We start from the raw sequence: 16589 nt of genomic DNA, 5'->3' as shown, positions 1-16589 counted from the left end.
ATGGAAACTAATAATTTAATTTTACCCGCTCTGATCCTTATTCCGTTCATTGCTGGTTTTGCATGTTGGCTGGTCGATAAACTCGACAAGCACTTGCCGCGCTATATCGCGCTGATCGGTATGCTGATTACCTTGGTTTTAACCATCGTTCTTTGGCAAACCGGAACGTATACCTACGAACTTGGCAACGCTGCGCCGACTTGGGCAGCTGAGTTCAAACTGCCTTGGATTCAAACGCTGGGCATTAACATTCACCTTGCAGTGGATGGCTTGTCGCTTCTTATGGTGGGTTTAACTGCACTCCTTGGTGTGCTTGCAGTAGGCTGTTCATGGGGTGAGATTCAGAAGAATGTCGGTTTCTTCCACCTGAACCTTCTTTGGTCTTTAGGCGGCGTAATCGGTGTATTTCTTGCGATCGATATGTTCCTGTTCTTCTTCTTCTGGGAGATGATGCTGGTTCCGATTTACTTCCTGATTGCGCTTTGGGGTCACCGCGGCGCAGAAGGCAAGTCTCGTGTATATGCTGCAACTAAATTCTTCATTTATACCCAAGTTGCCGGTTTAATCATGCTGATCGGTATCCTAGGCCTTGTGGTCGTAGGCTACTCAATGACTGGCGAAATCCGTTTTGACTACACGCATTTAATGGCTGTAGCGCATACGATTGATGCTCAGGCGCCTGCTTTGGCATATACCTTCATGATCTGTATGTTTATCGGTTTTGCGGTAAAACTTCCAGTTTTCCCATTGCACGGCTGGCTTCCAGACGCGCATGCGCAAGCGCCGACAGCAGGTTCTGTCGACTTAGCGGGTATTTTGATTAAGACTGCGGCTTACGGTTTATTACGTTTCGTCATTCCGTTCTTCCCAGCAGCGTCTGCTCAATTTGCTGATATTGCGATCATCTTCGGTTTAATCGGTATCTTCTACGGTGCTTGGTGTGCTTTCCAGCAAACGGATATGAAACGCTTATTGGCGTATACATCAATTTCACATATGGGCTTCATCCTGCTTGCAATTTATGCAGGCAACATTCTGACTTTCCAAGGTCTGATGATCATGATGCTTGCACATGGCTTGTCTTCTGCAGCCTTGTTCATTATGTGCGGTCAAGTATACGAGCGTCTGCATACGCGTGATCTTCGCTTAATGGGCGGCATCCGCGGCCAGTTCAAGTATCTTGCTTTCTTCCTGATGTTCTTTGTTGCTGCGCTTGTGGGTATTCCAGGCCTAGGTAACTTCATCGGTGAATTCCTGATCTTGATGGGTTCTTATGAAAGATTCCCAGTGTTTACGATTCTTGCTGCGGTAAGTTTAGTATTCGCAGGTCTATACGGCTTAATTCTGATTCACAAAGCATTGTTTGGCGTGCCAAATGAAGAACAGCAGCAGCACTATTCAAATCCGTTAAAAGATTTGAATGCGCGTGAAGTTGTTATTCTTCTGATTTGTGCGCTGAGTCTGACTTGGCTGGGCCTTTACCCGCAAACGTTCCTTGACGTTTCTAATTCAAGCATGGCGTGGTTAGCGAATAGCTACATTCCTGTTCAAGAAACAGTTGATACCGTGCAGCAAGCTGTCGTTTCAGCTGAAAATGTGGAGATCCAATAAGTCATGAACTTCACAATGTCATTTGCTGATCTTCTGCCTATCGCACCAGTGATGATCGTCGCTTTAACAGCGGTGGTTGTCATGCTGCTGGTGGCCATCAAGCGCAACCATAATTTAGCTGCAACTGCATCGGTTGTCGGTTTGAACCTTGCTGCGCTTTACATTTTATTCGTTGTGTTTGCAGGCCAGTTCGCGCCTGCAAATATCATGAACTTATTCGTCGTAGATCCGTTTACGCTACTGTATCAGTTCGTGATTATTATTGCGGCGCTTGCGTGCTGCACACTGTCTCATGCGTATATTGAATCGTATAAAGACAACCGTGAAGAACTGTACATCCTCATGCTTGCATCTGTTACAGGTGCATTGCTGATGGTGGCAAGCACTCACTATGCATCATTCTTCATTAGCCTTGAGTTAATGTCGATTCCTGTATACGGCTTATTGGCCTATACGCATCAGCGTTCTCAATCGCTTGAAGCAGGTGTGAAATACCTTGTACTTTCAGCAACTGCATCTGCAACTCTGCTGATGGGTATGGCTTATGTTTATGCTTATACAGGTACATTAAACTTCGTTGCTGAACCCGGTAAACTCTTTACGACATTCAGTCAGCCAGCTGTAGTATTGGGCTTAGCGCTAATCGTTTTTGCTGTGGCATTCAAACTGTCTCTTGCGCCATTCCACAAATGGACACCTGACGTGTATGCCGGTGCTCCAGCGCCGATAGCTACGTTCCTTGCGACCGTTGCTAAAGTTGCAATGATTGGCTTATTTGTACGTTACTTACTGTCTTCTGGCTTATTGCTGTCAGACAGTTTTGTTGTCATTCTGACCATTCTTGCCGTGCTTTCAATTCTTGCAGGTAACTTGCTGGCTGTACGTCAAGTCAACTTGAAACGTATTCTTGCTTATTCTTCAATTGCGCACTTCGGTTATTTACTGGTGGCAATTGTCAGCGCAAACAATACTGACTTCCTTCAAGTTCAAGGTTTTGCAACTTTCGAATCTGTAAACGTATATGTGATTACCTATACATTAACCACAATAGGCGCGTTCGGTGTTGTGACTTTAATGTCTAGTCCATATAACAATACAGACGAAGCAGGCAGCTTGGCTGAGTACCGCGGTTTATTCTGGCGCCGTCCAGTATTGACTGCAACATTGACAGTGATGATGCTGTCATTGGCGGGTATTCCGTTAACTGCGGGCTTTATCGGTAAATTCCTTGTGGTGAAAACTGCAGTTGCAGGCCAATCTTGGTTCCTTGCAGCAATGGTTATCATCGGTTCAGGTATTGGCTTGTACTACTACTTGCGCGTTATGGTGGTGATGTACATGACTCCGCCTGAAAACCCGCGTATTGATGCTGTAGACCATTGGGGTCAAAAAGTGGGCGGTATTATGGTGCTTGGCGCAGCTGCGCTCGTACTGTTAATCGGTATTTACCCAGATCCAATTATTGCAGCTTCACGCGTAGCATTCTTTGCAATTTCGCCTGAATTGCAGCAATTCATTCTGGCCTTGGTGCAAAGCGGTTTTAACTAATGAATTAATCATTTAATTCGGTTAATACGAAAAAGCCTCCGACATCGGGGGCTTTTTTTATTTTTAACATTTGATAAATGTTTTATACTAGGAGTAATTTGATTTAAACCTTTTAGGTGTTCTCCCGTGGCTATCCATGAAATCCGTCATCCGCTTATCCGCCATAAACTCGGTTTATTGCGCCGTTCGGATATCAGTACTAAAAATTTCCGTGAACTGGCTCAAGAAGTAACAATGCTTCTGACTTATGAAGCGACTAAAGATTTACCTGTCTGCGATCAAGAAATTAATGGCTGGGCAGGCAAAGTTACAGTAGACCGTATTGCGGGTAAAAAAATTACAGTTGTGCCAATTTTACGTGCTGGTATCGGTATGTTAGATGGCTTCTTGAACCTGATTCCAAGCGCAAAAGTATCTGTACTCGGTCTAGAGCGTGATGAAGAAACTTTAGAAGCGCGCACATACTACAAAAAATTAGTGCCGGATGTTCAAAACCGTATTGCGATGATTATTGACCCAATGCTGGCAACAGGCTCTTCATTGGTTGCTGCGATTGATGTATTAAAAGCCAGCGGCTGTAAAGACATCCGTGTCATGGTATTGGTTGCTGCGCCTGAAGGTATCAAGCGTGTAGAAACTGCACATTCGGACGTGACTATTTTCACTGCCTCTGTTGACCAAGGCATTAATGAAAATGGCTACATCGTTCCTGGTTTAGGCGATGCAGGCGACAAAATTTTCGGTTCAGTTCAAAAAGATTAATTTTTTTCACTGAGTGAAAAAAGAGGCTTCTACAGCCTCTTTTTTATATAATAGTCAAAAGGCATTTTTAGAATAGGGCGGGCGGCAGCATGAAAGACGAAGTGCATCTGGGTAAAGTGAAGCAGTATGACCCTGAAAAGGGCTATGGCTTTATTGGATCGGCTGAAGGGGATATTTTTTTCCACATTTCAGATTTTCCATCTGCGGAAGGCGAGCCAAAACGCCACGAGCGCGTGAAGTTTATGGCGGTTCAAAACGGCGATAAATACAAAGCGGTTAAAATTGAACGTGTAGAAGATCAGTCAAAAAAAGCCAAAAAAACTCGTGTCGCAGAGCATAATAAATCAATTACGTCATCACTTTTAGGTAATTTTAGACGTTAAGATTTAGAAAATTCAATAAAAATGGGCTGTGTAATACAGCCCATTTTTATTGGGCTGAACTATTGCTGATATGCGGAAACGATTTGTATTTTGCATCACTGAATCAACACTAGAACATTGCAAAATGAATGTTCTAAAAAAGATCAGAAAATTAATACGGATAGATCAAAGAATCCATGCAAACTGAGATATTGTGTGAACAATATAGTTTTATTGTGTTTTTATAGCCTGATTTTAAAGCCCTGTTTTTGTGTTTGTTTTATTGCAACTTATTGAATTATTTATATAATATTTTTAGGTAAAACTGCTTTAATTATCCATTTTTAGTCTTATTTTTATAAGGTTGATCATGGGGTTTTAGGTCATTGTTTTAATCAAATTACTGAAAGGCTTAGGGACTCGGACGTATTTCCCATAATCAGTTTTTGCCTTCTGCGCAGCGCTGAAACAGCTTGCCAAAAATTGCAGCTAAAGTGAGGGTGTATACACGTGCGCTACAAAAAATCTTCTGATGTTCGGGAAAAACGGCGAAACTCGCCGCGCTATGAAAAACCCAAGTTTTCATTTTTGTCGAAATTTTTATTGGTCACCTGCAGCGCAGTCTTGGCTTATTATAGTTTTGTCGGCTATCACAAATATCGCGCCTATCAGCAGCTGCAAAGCCAGAAAGCGCAACAGTTTATGCAAGAGCAGCAAAAATTGGTTGAAGAGCAGCGTAAAGAACAAGGAGAGCTGCCAGAAAGTGTGTTGTCTGAGCAAGGGCGGAAAAATCTGGAACTGCAAAATAATTAATTAAAAATGAATGATTAAGAGGCAGCAAGGCCTCTTTTTTTATTAGAATAATGATGAATTAAAGAATAACGAGATAAATAATGTTCTTAGAGGGGCAAGTTAAACATTACAACGCGGAACGCGGTTTTGGGTTTATAAGGGTCGAAGGCGAAAGCAAAGATATTTTCTTCCATATTAAGGATTATCCGAATAAGCAGATTGAACCCAAATTGGGTGAGCGGCTTAAATTTATGATTGTGGAAGATCAAGGCAAACTCAAAGCTGGGCACATTGTCCGTTTAGATTTGAAATCTGTGGATGAGACAAATGACTTTGGAGTGCCATGCAATACAAAAGTATCCGAGCACGAAGCTGCCGCTTATGTCACAGCAGATAAAGTGACAAAGCCAGCTGTACGGTCTAAAGTCCTTCCAGTCATTGGGGTTCTGATTATCGCTGTGATGGCGGTTTTGGTTTATGGCAAATATCAGGCCTACCGCGAGCAAAAACAGGCGCGTGTCAAGCAATTAATGCAAGAACAGCAAAATATTGTGGCTGAGCAGCGGAAAGCGCTCGGTGATCTGCCAGAACAGGTGTTAAGTGAATCGGGTAAGCAGAATTTAAAATCCGCTAGTGACACAGATGCAGTTCCAGCATCTCTACATCGGCCTGCAGGATCAGTTCAGAGCATAGAGCAGACTGCTTCAGGATTTAAATGTGATGGCCGTACACATTGCAGTCAAATGCGTTCTTATGAAGAAGCGGTATTTTTTATAAGAAATTGTCCGAATACACAAATGGATGGCAACAATGATGGCGAACCATGTGAACGGCAGTTTGGACGATAAATAAAAAAGCGCCATGAGGCGCTTTTTTATTTATGTGAATAGGTGATTAATCTTCACAGAATTTCATAAAGGCTTTTAAGCCCGGGCCTTGATATTTCTGACGATGGACCAGCATGAATAGCGGGCGGGTCAGCTGCCAGAAAGGTGTCTGCAAAATCACCAATTGGCCTTTTTCAAGCAGCGGTTCAATGGCTAATTTAGAAATACAGGACATGCCTAAACCGCCTGCCACAATTTTAAGAATAGCTTCATTATGACCCAGCGTTAAGCGGATATTGGCATTGGGTAAATCTTTTAAAATGGCATTGTCAAAGACTTCGCGTGTACCTGAACCTTCTTCGCGTAAGATCCATTCAACATTGCTGTTAAAATCTTGCACGGTTAAAGGGCGGTTCAATTGCGCCAATGGATGGCTTGGTGCACAGCAGACGGCTAACTCATCATCGCGCCAGTGTATGCACTGCAGCTGCGGCAAATGGCAAGAGCCTTCAATGAGCGCTAAGTCTAATTGGAATTGATTCACAGCTTCAATCATTTGGCGGGTATTGCCCACTTGCAGCTGTAAATGCGCTTGAGGCTGAATCTGTAAAAAATCAGCCATCAGGTCAGGCATGAGATAGTCACTGATGGTCAGTGTCGCGCCTAAACGCAAATCAATGCTTTGCAGTTCACCTTTGGCTGCCTGTTCAAAGGATTCACAGCGGCCTAAAATTTCCAGCGCCTGAGGGAGCAGGAAGCGGCCTAAGTCATTGAGCTGCAAGCGCTTACCTAGGCGGTCAAACAGCGGAGCGCCTAAACCGTCTTCTAAATCTGCTAAAGCCATACTCGCGGCGCTTTGCGTGAGTTTTACGGCGTCACTGGCTTTAGTTACCGTACCTTCTTGAGCGACTGCTACAAAAACAGCCAACTGGCGTAAAGTCATGCGCATGAATAGAGCCTTAACATTTAAAAAATATTAATAAATTATGCCGTCATGCTAACATGAGCGCAGTCTTTCATGCCACGTTGAAATCATGTCAATTGAGAAATTTAGCTTAGAAAAAGTCTTATCTGTACATCGTTGGACCAATACTTTATTCAGCTTTACCATGACGCGGCCTGCTCATTTTAAATTCACTGCAGGTCAATTTGCCCGCATTGGCTTAAAAGTGGGAGACGATTTGGTGGTGCGCGCCTATTCAGTGGTGTCTTCACCTTTTGATGAAACTTTGGAATTTTTCTCCATTGTGGTGCCAGATGGCGCGTTCACTTCCAACCTGCAGCATCTGCAAGTGGGGGATGAGCTGTACTTAGAAAAAATACCATACGGCTTCTTAACCTTGGCACGCTATCAGCTGCCGCTGCCGCAAGACTTATGGCTGCTGGGCACAGGAACAGGCTTAGCGCCATTTCTATCAATGCTGCAAGACTTTGAAACATGGCAGAAATATTCAAAAATTAATTTGGTTTACAGTGTGCGTACAGACGCAGAATTGGCTTATGTCGATCGGATCAATGAAATTGCTGCGCTGTTTGGCGAAGGGCATACAGGCTTCCAGTTTATTCCGATTGTGACGCGTGACCCGAATGCGCCGCTGCATGAGCGTCTGCCTGTGCTAATCGCCAATGGGGATTTAGAAAAGGCGGCAGGCATGGCTTTAAATCCAGAAACCAGCCATGTCATGCTGTGCGGCAACCCGCAAATGGTCGATGACACCAAAGATGCGCTGAAAGACCGCGGCTTGACCATGAACCGCCGCGGTGAAGGCAATATTGCTGTTGAAAATTATTGGTAAGTACCCTCAGTACTCCTCCCTTTAAAAAAGGGAGGTTGGGAGGGATTAAAATTATAAAATTCTTCTCAAATCTTTGAATCCTCCCCAAGCCCCTCCTTTAATAAAGGAGGGGGCTTTTTACAGATACAAAAAAACCTCCATTTAGGAGGTTTTTTATTTGAGCTGTCTCAATACAAACAGACTTAATGCACAAACATATCCATATATTCACGGATTTCTTGAATAGCAGTTTCTACATCAGGCGTAAGCCAAGTCGGCTCAAAGAGGCCGGCATAATGATCCATACGCTCTTGCGGCACAACCAAACGCACAGGGCAGTCCTCTTCCAGCAAGCGCCAAGGAATAATCGGCACTTCATTGTCCAGATATGCAGTTACATTGCGGATATCAATCACCATAGCATTGATGCAGTCTGGAAACGGCATCACCGAAAATTCTTCAGTGCGGCGGCGGAAGAATTCAAGATCGCCCCATTTCAGGACATAGCTAGGCTTATTAAATTCAATAATGCCAATAAGATGCTGATCACGTGTGTAATGTAAAGCGCATTGATAAGTGACGTCAGTGTCAAGATCAAGCGTTACACTTTGCTGACGATACGCCATAGAGAATGAATGCATAAAAATCGAGGTGCATAATTATAGCTCATTTATTCAGTCAAAGACATTTTTTCATGCGCTGCGCGTAGTTCTAGAGCGGATGAAAATACAGCATTTTGAAATAAAGCCATAGTTCACAAAATATACACTTTAACAAAAGATAAAATTTGGTATGCCTTATGCATAGCTAAAAGAATCGAATCATAAAAAATATAGAGGTGCTTATGTCGGATGCAAAAAGCGCAGCTGCAATACCCGCAGCAGAAACCGTTTCTGAGGATTATTTTGCGCAAAGGCAATTGAAGAAAGGCGCAGTCGGCTGGCTGCTGCTGGTCGGGCTAGGCGTTGCTTATGTCATTTCAGGTGACTTTGCCGGCTGGAATTTTGGTTTGGCGCAAGGCGGATGGGGCGGCATGTTTATAGCGACTGTCGCGGTTGCCTTCATGTATTTATGTATGTGCCTATGCATGTCTGAAATGTCGACCATGCTGCCGACAGCAGGCGGCGGCTACAGTTTTGCCCGCACGGCTTTTGGCCCGATGGGCGGTTATTTGACGGGCACAGCTATTTTAATTGAATACGCCATCGCGCCTGCGGCGATTGCCTGTTTCATTGGCGCTTATTGCGAATCCTTATTTGGCCTTGGCGGCTGGATTATTTATCTGGTGTGCTATCTGGTCTTTATGGGCATTCATTTGAAAGGCGCAGGTGAGGCCCTCAAAATTATGTTTGGGATTACTGCGGTGGCGGCCATTGCTCTAATGGTATTTATTTTTGCCATGCTGCCTGCCTTTAACAGTGCCAATTTATTTGATATTGCCGTGAAATCGGATGCAGCAGGCGCCAGCAGCTTTTTACCGATGGGTTATCTCGGTATTTGGGCTGCCGTGCCTTATGCCATTTGGTTCTTTTTAGCCGTAGAAGGCGTGCCTTTGGCTGCAGAAGAAGCTAAGGAGCCGCACAAATCTTTGCCGCGCGGTTTAATTGGTTCCATGCTGATTTTGGCATTCTTTGCACTGAGCATTTTATTTTTAGGACCGGGCGCAGCAGGCGCAGAAGCTTTAAAAGCATCTGGAGCACCTTTGGTGGATGCTTTAAAAGCAGTATATGGCGCCAATACATGGCTGGCCGGCTTTGTCAATTTTGTCGGTTTGGCAGGTCTAATCGCCAGTTTCTTCTCTATTATTTATGCCTATTCGCGGCAGATTTTTGCCTTGTCCCGAGCAGGATATTTGCCTAAAAAATTGTCTTTAACCAATAAAAATCATGCGCCGTATTTGGCGATTATCATCCCGGGCATTATTGGCTTTTTCATGTCATTGTCTGGAGAAGGCGACTTGCTGATATTAATGGCAGTGTTCGGTGCGACCATTTCTTACGTACTGATGATGCTGTCTTATATTAAATTAAAAACCTCAAAAGCGGCTTTACCGCGTCCGTATACAGCACCAGGCGGCATCGTGACAGCATATATCGCGCTGATTTTGGCTGCGGTTGCAGTGGTTGCGGGCTTTGTAGTTGATCCGAAAGTATGGCTGATGGCGGCTGCTATTTATGCTGTATTTATATTGTACTTTTTACTGTACAGCCGCCATCACTTGGTGGCAGGTACGCCAGAAGAAGAATTTGCCAATATTCAGCATGCGGAGCAAGAATTGAAATAAGGCAAAGCTAAACCTGATACAAAAAAAAGGATAAAAGCATGCTGTATCAAATCAATGTGGCGAATCAGCATTATGTTTTTCAAGATTTGAAAACGCTGATGGCGAAAGCGACCCCATCACGTACAGGTGATGAACTGGCAGGCATTGCGGCGCGTGATGCAACAGAGCGCGTGGCGGCGCAAATGTGTCTGGCGGACGTGCCCCTAAAACAGTTTTTAAATGAAGCGCTGATTGATTATGAAAAAGATGAAGTCACTCAGCTGATTATGGATGAGCATGATGCGGCAGCTTTTTATCCAATTTCCCATTTTACAGTGGGGGACTTCCGTAATTGGCTATTGAGTGATGAGGCCAGCACTGAACAGCTGCAAATGTTGCAGGCGGGTCTTACCCCCGAAATGACGGCTGCAGTCAGTAAGATTATGCGCAATCAAGATTTGATTTTGGTGGCGAAAAAATGCCGTGTAGTCACACAGTTCCGCAACACAATTGGTTTGGAAGGTCATCTCTCTACACGTCTGCAGCCGAATCATCCTACGGATGATCTGCTCGGAATCTCTGCCAGTATTTTAGATGGTCTGATGTATGGCAATGGTGATGCGGTGATTGGCATTAATCCAGCGACGGATAACCTGCAGAATTTAACTGAATTGCTCAAACTTCTAGATTACATCATCCACGAATATGAAATTCCGACGCAATCCTGCGTATTGACGCATGTCAGTTCAGGCATTCAGCTGGCGAATAAGAATGTGCCGATCGATTTAATGTTTCAGTCTATTGCAGGTTCTCAGGACGCCAATACCGCTTTCGGCATCAGCCTTGCTATGCTGCAGGAAGGCTATGAGGCTGCTTTAAGCCTGAAGCGCGGAACAGTGGGGCAGAATGTGATGTATTTTGAAACAGGCCAAGGCAGTGCGCTGTCGAGCAATGCGCATCATGGTGTGGATCAGCAGACCATGGAAGCCCGCGCTTATGCTGTCGCGCGAAAATTTAATCCATTTTTGGTCAATACCGTGGTGGGTTTTATTGGGCCAGAATATTTATATAACGGCAAGCAGATTATCCGTGCAGGTCTGGAAGACCATTTTTGCGGCAAGCTTTTGGGTGTGCCGATGGGCTGTGATATTTGCTATACCAATCATGCTGATGCGGATCAGGACGATATGGATGTCTTGCTGACTTTACTGGCCAATGCTGGACTGAATTTTATGATGGGCATACCCGGTTCAGATGATGTCATGCTGAATTATCAAACCACATCTTTTCATGATGCGCTGTATATCCGCCAGCTGTTAGGCTTAAAGCCCGCGCCTGAATTTGGCGCTTGGCTGGAACAGCAGGGCATCTTAAAACAGCAGGAAAAGGTGCTGCAGTGGCCTGCAAATGTGCCAGAGAAATTTTCAAAACTGCTGATGTCTTAACAGGAGCGGAAGATGATGAAGCTGCATCCGGATGTACAGTTTAAAACGCAGCATGCAGGCAATGCATGGGAGCAGTTAAAGCAGTTTACTGATGCGCGTATCGCATTGGGGCGTGCAGGTGGCAGTCTGCCGACACGCCCAGCGCTTGAGTTTCAGCTGGCGCATGCGCAAGCCAAAGATGCTGTATTAAAGGAATTGGACTTAGATGCAATGCAGAGTCAGCTGTCTCTGCTGCAGCACGATACTTTGCAAATCGAAAGCTGTGCTGTTGATAAAGATATGTATTTGAAGCGGCCAGACCTAGGCCGAGAGCTGTCCGATGCTTCACGGCAGCAGCTGCAAGATTATGCACAGCAGCATCCTGCTGCTTATGACCTTGTGATTGTGGCGGGAGATGGCTTGTCTGCGCGCGCGATTGAAGACAATGCGCCGTATTTTATACAGCAGCTGCATGCCGCCTGCACAGCGCAGAGCTGGACGCTTGCCCCCATCGTTTTGGCAGCAGGCAGCCGTGTAGCGCTGGGCGATGAAATTGCACAATTGCTGAATGCGAAAATGCTGGTGATGCTGATTGGCGAGCGGCCAGGGCTGAGTTCTCCCGACAGCATGGGGATTTACTATACATGGCAAGCGCATAAAGGCTGCCATGATGCGATGCGCAACTGCATATCTAATGTGCGTCCTGCAGGCTTATCTGCGCAAGTGGCCCTGCAGCGCTTAGTGGCACTCATGAAAAAATCCGCAGAATTGGGCTACTCTGGGGTGAATTTAAAAGATGAACATGAAATAGCAGCAATTGTTCAGGCCCCAAACAGGCCCAAGCAGCTCTTTTAAGTTGAGCTGTTGATAAAATGTTTTATAGGCTGAGTAAGCTTAAGTTGAAATACATAGTTTTTTTACAAGTTTTCACACGCCGTAATGCTTCTTCACACTTCTGGAGGGATGTGGTTGTTAGTATAAAAAAACAGCACATGGATAATAACTTGAGGGGAAAATTATGACTCATGATTTTAATAAACCGCCCCATACCGAAAGCTCGGATGAAACGACTCAGAAAAAACGCATACCCGTCTATATTTTAGTGCTCATCGGCATTTTCTTTATTGCGCTGATTATCTATATGTCGGCAGGCATTAAACCGGAAAACAGTGAGGCAGCTCCTGAACGTCCAGCAGCGCAAGCGCAGACTGAGCAAAGCAATACTGCAACCGCGACAGCTCATGATGATGCCGCGGCAACAAACAGCAATACTGCAACAGCCTCTGATCATTAGTTCTATATACCGGACATGCATTTTGACTTAATGAAAAGCCCTAACTGAAAAGCTAGGGCTTTTTTGCAATGGATTGTGCTCTTTTGTTGTAGTTCTGCATTTGTTATTGATTAAAAAATATTCAAATTTTAAGGTATTCATAGATCTTTTAAAAGTCCGCTATGCCTACTAGAACGGAGTTTTAAGCGCATAGTTTTGAAGCATAACTTGCAGAAAATACATCAATCAATAACAAAGAGGGCGTAAAAAAATGAATAATTATCAAGGAGGTTTAGGGCGTTTTGATGCCATGTATTACTGGGATCAGTTTCACCCTATTCTCAGTGCAGTCGCAATACTTTTAATCGGCTGGATTATCGCGTTGCTGGTGGCAGGCGGGATTAAAAAACTGCTGGAAAAACTCGGCACCAATCAGAAGCTCTCCAGCGCCACAGGACACCGCTCAAATATTGAAAGCATTGTTTCCCGCATCGTTTTTTGGATCATCTTAATTATTGCCGTGATTGGTGCATTGAATGTACTGAATTTGACCAGCGTCAGCGGGCCTTTCAGTAATATGGTTCAGCAATTCCTATTATTTATCCCGCAATTGCTGGCTGCAGCAGCGGTCGGCTTTATCGGCTGGATTATTGCAAACTTAGTCAGAGTTGGCTCACAAAAACTGCTGAATAAAACCCAGCTGGATGAAAAACTCAGTTCGGAAGTCGGTGTCAGTCCAATCAGTGAAAATATCAGTGAAATTGCCTATTGGCTCATTTTATTGCTGTTTCTGCCGATCGTGCTGTCGATCCTTGGCCTGAATGGTTTGCTTTATCCTGTACAGAACATGGTGAATGAAGCCGTCTTGTACTTGCCTAATATCTTTATTGCGGGTGTGATTATTTTCGTGGGCTATATTTTGGCGAAAATTGTCCGCGGTATTGTTGAAGGCTTGGTGGGCAGCTTGAATCTGCAGGCGCAGGCGGAAAAAATTGGTCTGTTTAAAAATGGCAATTTACCGCATTTGCTGGGCTCATTTGTCTTTGCAGTGATTATTATTACTGCACTGATTGTGGCTTTTGAGGCGCTTGGCATTGATGCGATTTCTCAGCCAGCGACAGCGATGCTGCATGAAATCATGTTTGCCATTCCAAATATTATTGCGGCTGGGCTGATTCTAATCTTGGCTTATATTGTTTCGCGCTTTGTAGCGAAATTGGTGGCTGAAATTGTCGCGGGTACAGGCGTAGACAATGTGCCTGCAAAATTGGATGTGCAGCGCTTTTTAGGCACAACAAAACTGTCAGATATTGTCGGCTGCCTGATTGTGTTCTTTACTATGCTGTTTGCAGTTTCTGAAGCGGCCAACCGTTTAGGCTTTGATCAAATCAGCGGCCTGATCGCCATGTTTATTCAGTTTGGCGCAAGCATTTTGCTGGGTGCAGTCATTTTGGTCATCGGCTTCTGGCTGGCCAACATTGTGGCCAATGTCGTGCAGCGCGGTGAATACAACAGCTCACGCTGGTTAGGCAATCTAGTCCGTGTGCTGATAATGGGCTTGGTGGTGGCTATGGGTCTGCGCGCAATGGGCATTGCCGATTCCATCGTTAATTTGGCCTTTGGTTTAACACTTGGTGCTGTGGCTGTGGCTTTCGCTTTGGCCTTTGGTCTAGGTGGTCGCCAGCCAGCAGAACGTGTACTGACAGATTTGATTGATAAAGCTAAAAAAGAAGGCGGTCAGCCAAATCCAGTGAAAGATCAGGCGCGTGCTCAAGGTTTTGGTTCTGCAGCATCCGCGGCGCCTGCCGCAGACACGGAAGCAAGCCATTTGGATGAAGGCTACAGCGTGCAGCGTCAGGAAGCGCCAGGTGTAGTGGAAAAAGAAACTGCAACGCCTGATCAGCTGGATGTTGATCCTGCTCAGCAGCCTGCGAATAATCCATTTGGTTCGACGGGTGAAAAAGAAGCGGGGATTGATATACATACGCCGCCAAAAAATGACCCGCAATAACCTGTTCAATGTGAAAAGAATCGGCCACGCTAAGTGGTCGATTGTTTATTTTCAAGAGGTGAAAAATGTCAAAGAAAGCGCCGAATAAAGTGCTTGCCCCAGTAGTGATTGCAGGAATTACCATTGGCTTTTTGGTCAGTGCCTATAAGTATATATTTGCTGCTAATCCACGCACTGAAATAGAGCAAAATAAACAGCCGCCGAAAAATGACGCGCTAGATCAGAAAAAAAGTGTATGAAATATAAACTTTATTTGGTATTTTTTGATATATGCAAAGCTAAGTTAATTTCATAAAAATATAAACGAAATAGAGCAATTTAGTTTTAACAATATGGAAATACAGCTGTGCTGTAATCAGTACAAGTTTAGTCAAGGAATGGCTCATGAGGGGAATCAAAATGCTGAATAAATTTATTGCAAACTTAAACAATCAATCGTCTGTGCAGACAGCACATCAGGCTGCGGCACTGGCAAAAATGGAACAGGCAATGAGCCGTTTAGCGGCATCGAAAGGCATCACATTATTTAAGACTGATTATCTGGAATAATGATTTTCATCCCCTGATTAGCGCAATTTGTAGCATCAGCTTCTGAAGCTGTAAATAAAAGCGCTGCAAGCCCAATCAAACAGACAAAAAAAGCGGCTGATATGAAATCAGCCGCTTTTTTATTGCACTTTAGAATATTGTATAGGGGGTAAACGCGTTGCATTTTTTTAGCTGCCGCAAAGCTGAAACTTAGACGTATTCAGACGCGGCATGTGCAGATGCCCATGCCCATTGGAAATTGAATCCGCCTAAATGGCCCGTTACATCCAAAATTTCACCAACAAAGAACAGGCCTTTCTGCTTTTTGCTTTCCATGGTTTTAGAGGAAACTTCAGCAGTATCTACACCGCCCAAAGTCACCTCAGCGGTGCGGTAACCTTCGGTGCCAGAAGGTTTAACTTCAAAGCTAGACAGGCGCTGTGCAATATTTTCCAGTTTTTCATCGCTGATGTTGCCCATGGCTGTATCTGCCTGTTCAGCCCAAATCAGATTCTGCAGCTCAAGAACGACGCTTTTTGGTAGATGCTCAGCCAGTAAGGTGCGCAGCAGGACTTTAGGCTGGCTTTGTTTTTTAGATTTCAGAAAATCATTTAAATCGACACTTGGCAGGAAATCAATTTTAAAGCTTTGACCAACGTCCCAATAGTTAGACAGTTGCAGCGAACTTGGACCGCTGAGGCCGCGGTGTGTAAACAGCAGCGCTTCAGTAAAGCTGTTTAAATCATTGGACAAAGTCGCTTCTACCGCATTGCCGCTGAGGCGCGTGGTGACTTCTTTAAAACCGTCAGAGAAGGTAAAAGGCACTAGTCCTGCACGTGTTGGATAAATATGGTGACCAAACTGTTTGGCAATGTCATAACCGATGGCAGAACCGCCCAAAGTTGGAATGGATAACCCGCCCGATGCAATGACTACAGATTCAGCTTCAAAATAGCCAATATTGGTCGCCACTTGAAAACCTTGACCTTCTACTGTGTTTACAGCTTTCACTTCACAGCTGGTTTTAATGTCCACCAAAGCCGTTTTGTCACATTCTGCCAATAGCATGGACAGAATCTCTTTTGCACCATTTAGGGTAAACAGCTGCCCATGCTTGCGCTCTTCGTAGGCAATGCCATAGTCGCAGACCATGCCAATGAAGTCCCAATTGGTATAGCGTGAAAGGGCAGAAATCACAAAATGCGGATTATGCGAGATATAGTTTTCAGGCTCGACATAGAGGTTGGTAAAGTTGCATTTGCCGCCGCCGGACATCAGAATTTTCTTGCCGACTTTATTGGCTTTTTCCACCACCAGCACTTTTCGCCCGCGCTGAGCTGCTTTATAAGCCAGCATCAAGCCAGATGCGCCAGCGCCGATTACCACGACATCGTACAGATTTTTAGACATGAG

The 16589-nt window shown here is 44.7% G+C and carries 17 protein-coding genes; 14 read left to right on the top strand and 3 right to left on the bottom strand.

The window, feature by feature from the left end:
• The 6 genes from nuoM (at position 1) to B9T34_RS08085 (ending at position 5923) form a co-directional block, all read left to right on the top strand.
• Positions 1-1611: an NADH-quinone oxidoreductase subunit M gene (gene nuoM / locus B9T34_RS08110; RefSeq protein WP_086212653.1), complete on the top strand. Its 1611-nt coding sequence runs from the start codon at positions 1-3 to the stop codon at positions 1609-1611.
• Between the two features lie 3 nt (positions 1612-1614).
• Positions 1615-3159, top strand: coding sequence for an NADH-quinone oxidoreductase subunit NuoN (gene nuoN, locus B9T34_RS08105; RefSeq protein WP_086212652.1), 1545 nt, complete (start codon positions 1615-1617; stop codon positions 3157-3159).
• Between the two features lie 126 nt (positions 3160-3285).
• Positions 3286-3921 carry a uracil phosphoribosyltransferase gene (upp, locus tag B9T34_RS08100; protein ID WP_086212651.1) on the top strand — a complete coding sequence of 212 codons (636 nt, stop codon included), beginning with the start codon at positions 3286-3288 and terminating at the stop codon, positions 3919-3921.
• 89 nt (positions 3922-4010) lie between these two features.
• The gene (locus B9T34_RS08095; RefSeq protein ID WP_086212650.1) at positions 4011-4304 is read left to right on the top strand and encodes a cold-shock protein; all 294 of its coding nucleotides are present in this window, start codon (positions 4011-4013) and stop codon (positions 4302-4304) included.
• 489 nt (positions 4305-4793) lie between these two features.
• Positions 4794-5096 carry a hypothetical protein gene (locus B9T34_RS08090; protein WP_086212649.1) on the top strand — a complete coding sequence of 101 codons (303 nt, stop codon included), beginning with the start codon at positions 4794-4796 and terminating at the stop codon, positions 5094-5096.
• A gap of 80 nt (positions 5097-5176) precedes the next feature.
• Positions 5177-5923 (top strand): cold shock domain-containing protein, encoded by a 747-nt coding sequence (locus B9T34_RS08085; RefSeq protein ID WP_086212648.1) that lies wholly within the window; start codon positions 5177-5179, stop codon positions 5921-5923.
• A gap of 46 nt (positions 5924-5969) precedes the next feature.
• Here B9T34_RS08085 and gigC read toward each other — a convergent pair whose 3' ends face one another.
• Positions 5970-6851, bottom strand: coding sequence for a LysR family transcriptional regulator GigC (gene gigC / locus B9T34_RS08080; protein ID WP_086212647.1), 882 nt, complete (start codon positions 6849-6851; stop codon positions 5970-5972).
• Positions 6852-6936: 85 nt separating this feature from the next.
• On the opposite strand from gigC, the gene B9T34_RS08075 reads away from it, so the two are divergent.
• Positions 6937-7698: a ferredoxin--NADP reductase gene (locus B9T34_RS08075; protein WP_086212646.1), complete on the top strand. Its 762-nt coding sequence runs from the start codon at positions 6937-6939 to the stop codon at positions 7696-7698.
• Positions 7699-7880: 182 nt separating this feature from the next.
• On the opposite strand, the gene B9T34_RS08070 is transcribed toward B9T34_RS08075, so the two are convergent.
• A complete protein-coding gene (locus tag B9T34_RS08070; protein ID WP_086212645.1) occupies positions 7881-8303 on the bottom strand; it encodes a hypothetical protein in 423 nt (140 codons plus the stop codon).
• 218 nt (positions 8304-8521) lie between these two features.
• Here B9T34_RS08070 and eat point away from each other — a divergent pair, with 218 nt between their 5' ends.
• From eat to B9T34_RS18875, 7 genes are all read left to right on the top strand, one after another.
• Complete coding sequence (gene eat / locus B9T34_RS08065) at positions 8522-9961, top strand: ethanolamine permease (RefSeq protein WP_086212644.1); 1440 nt, start codon at positions 8522-8524, stop codon at positions 9959-9961.
• A 38-nt stretch (positions 9962-9999) separates the two neighbouring features.
• Positions 10000-11385, top strand: a complete 1386-nt coding sequence (locus B9T34_RS08060) for an ethanolamine ammonia-lyase subunit EutB (RefSeq protein WP_086212643.1) — start codon at positions 10000-10002, stop codon at positions 11383-11385.
• A gap of 15 nt (positions 11386-11400) precedes the next feature.
• Positions 11401-12219 carry an ethanolamine ammonia-lyase subunit EutC gene (gene eutC, locus B9T34_RS08055; protein ID WP_086212775.1) on the top strand — a complete coding sequence of 273 codons (819 nt, stop codon included), beginning with the start codon at positions 11401-11403 and terminating at the stop codon, positions 12217-12219.
• 163 nt (positions 12220-12382) lie between these two features.
• Positions 12383-12658, top strand: a complete 276-nt coding sequence (locus B9T34_RS08050; protein ID WP_086212642.1) for a hypothetical protein — start codon at positions 12383-12385, stop codon at positions 12656-12658.
• Between the two features lie 250 nt (positions 12659-12908).
• Positions 12909-14648 carry a mechanosensitive ion channel gene (locus B9T34_RS08045; protein ID WP_086212641.1) on the top strand — a complete coding sequence of 580 codons (1740 nt, stop codon included), beginning with the start codon at positions 12909-12911 and terminating at the stop codon, positions 14646-14648.
• A 65-nt stretch (positions 14649-14713) separates the two neighbouring features.
• The gene (locus B9T34_RS18880; protein ID WP_171265151.1) at positions 14714-14887 is read left to right on the top strand and encodes a hypothetical protein; all 174 of its coding nucleotides are present in this window, start codon (positions 14714-14716) and stop codon (positions 14885-14887) included.
• A 145-nt stretch (positions 14888-15032) separates the two neighbouring features.
• Positions 15033-15197, top strand: coding sequence for a hypothetical protein (locus B9T34_RS18875; protein WP_171265148.1), 165 nt, complete (start codon positions 15033-15035; stop codon positions 15195-15197).
• A gap of 189 nt (positions 15198-15386) precedes the next feature.
• On the opposite strand, the gene B9T34_RS08035 is transcribed toward B9T34_RS18875, so the two are convergent.
• Positions 15387-16586, bottom strand: a complete 1200-nt coding sequence (locus B9T34_RS08035; RefSeq protein ID WP_086212639.1) for an NAD(P)/FAD-dependent oxidoreductase — start codon at positions 16584-16586, stop codon at positions 15387-15389.
• Positions 16587-16589: the final 3 nt, after the last annotated feature.

The sequence above is a fragment of the Acinetobacter sp. ANC 3813 genome (assembly GCF_002135435.1).
Taxonomy (GTDB): domain Bacteria; phylum Pseudomonadota; class Gammaproteobacteria; order Pseudomonadales; family Moraxellaceae; genus Acinetobacter.
The sequence above is the reverse complement of the archived record's forward strand: the minus strand, read 5'-3'. Positions and strand labels throughout refer to the sequence as shown.

Coding starts and splice junctions, on each gene's coding strand:
- B9T34_RS18880 (WP_171265151.1), top strand. CDS start 14,714: ATGTCAAAGAAAGCGCCGAATAAAGTGCTTGCCCCAGTAGTGATTGCA.
- B9T34_RS08085 (WP_086212648.1), top strand. CDS start 5,177: ATGTTCTTAGAGGGGCAAGTTAAACATTACAACGCGGAACGCGGTTTT.
- nuoM (WP_086212653.1), top strand. CDS start 1: ATGGAAACTAATAATTTAATTTTACCCGCTCTGATCCTTATTCCGTTC.
- B9T34_RS08070 (WP_086212645.1), bottom strand. CDS start 8,303: ATGGCGTATCGTCAGCAAAGTGTAACGCTTGATCTTGACACTGACGTC.
- B9T34_RS08035 (WP_086212639.1), bottom strand. CDS start 16,586: ATGTCTAAAAATCTGTACGATGTCGTGGTAATCGGCGCTGGCGCATCT.
- B9T34_RS08060 (WP_086212643.1), top strand. CDS start 10,000: ATGCTGTATCAAATCAATGTGGCGAATCAGCATTATGTTTTTCAAGAT.
- nuoN (WP_086212652.1), top strand. CDS start 1,615: ATGAACTTCACAATGTCATTTGCTGATCTTCTGCCTATCGCACCAGTG.
- B9T34_RS08095 (WP_086212650.1), top strand. CDS start 4,011: ATGAAAGACGAAGTGCATCTGGGTAAAGTGAAGCAGTATGACCCTGAA.
- eat (WP_086212644.1), top strand. CDS start 8,522: ATGTCGGATGCAAAAAGCGCAGCTGCAATACCCGCAGCAGAAACCGTT.
- B9T34_RS18875 (WP_171265148.1), top strand. CDS start 15,033: ATGAGGGGAATCAAAATGCTGAATAAATTTATTGCAAACTTAAACAAT.
- B9T34_RS08075 (WP_086212646.1), top strand. CDS start 6,937: ATGTCAATTGAGAAATTTAGCTTAGAAAAAGTCTTATCTGTACATCGT.
- gigC (WP_086212647.1), bottom strand. CDS start 6,851: ATGCGCATGACTTTACGCCAGTTGGCTGTTTTTGTAGCAGTCGCTCAA.
- B9T34_RS08045 (WP_086212641.1), top strand. CDS start 12,909: ATGAATAATTATCAAGGAGGTTTAGGGCGTTTTGATGCCATGTATTAC.
- B9T34_RS08050 (WP_086212642.1), top strand. CDS start 12,383: ATGACTCATGATTTTAATAAACCGCCCCATACCGAAAGCTCGGATGAA.
- eutC (WP_086212775.1), top strand. CDS start 11,401: ATGAAGCTGCATCCGGATGTACAGTTTAAAACGCAGCATGCAGGCAAT.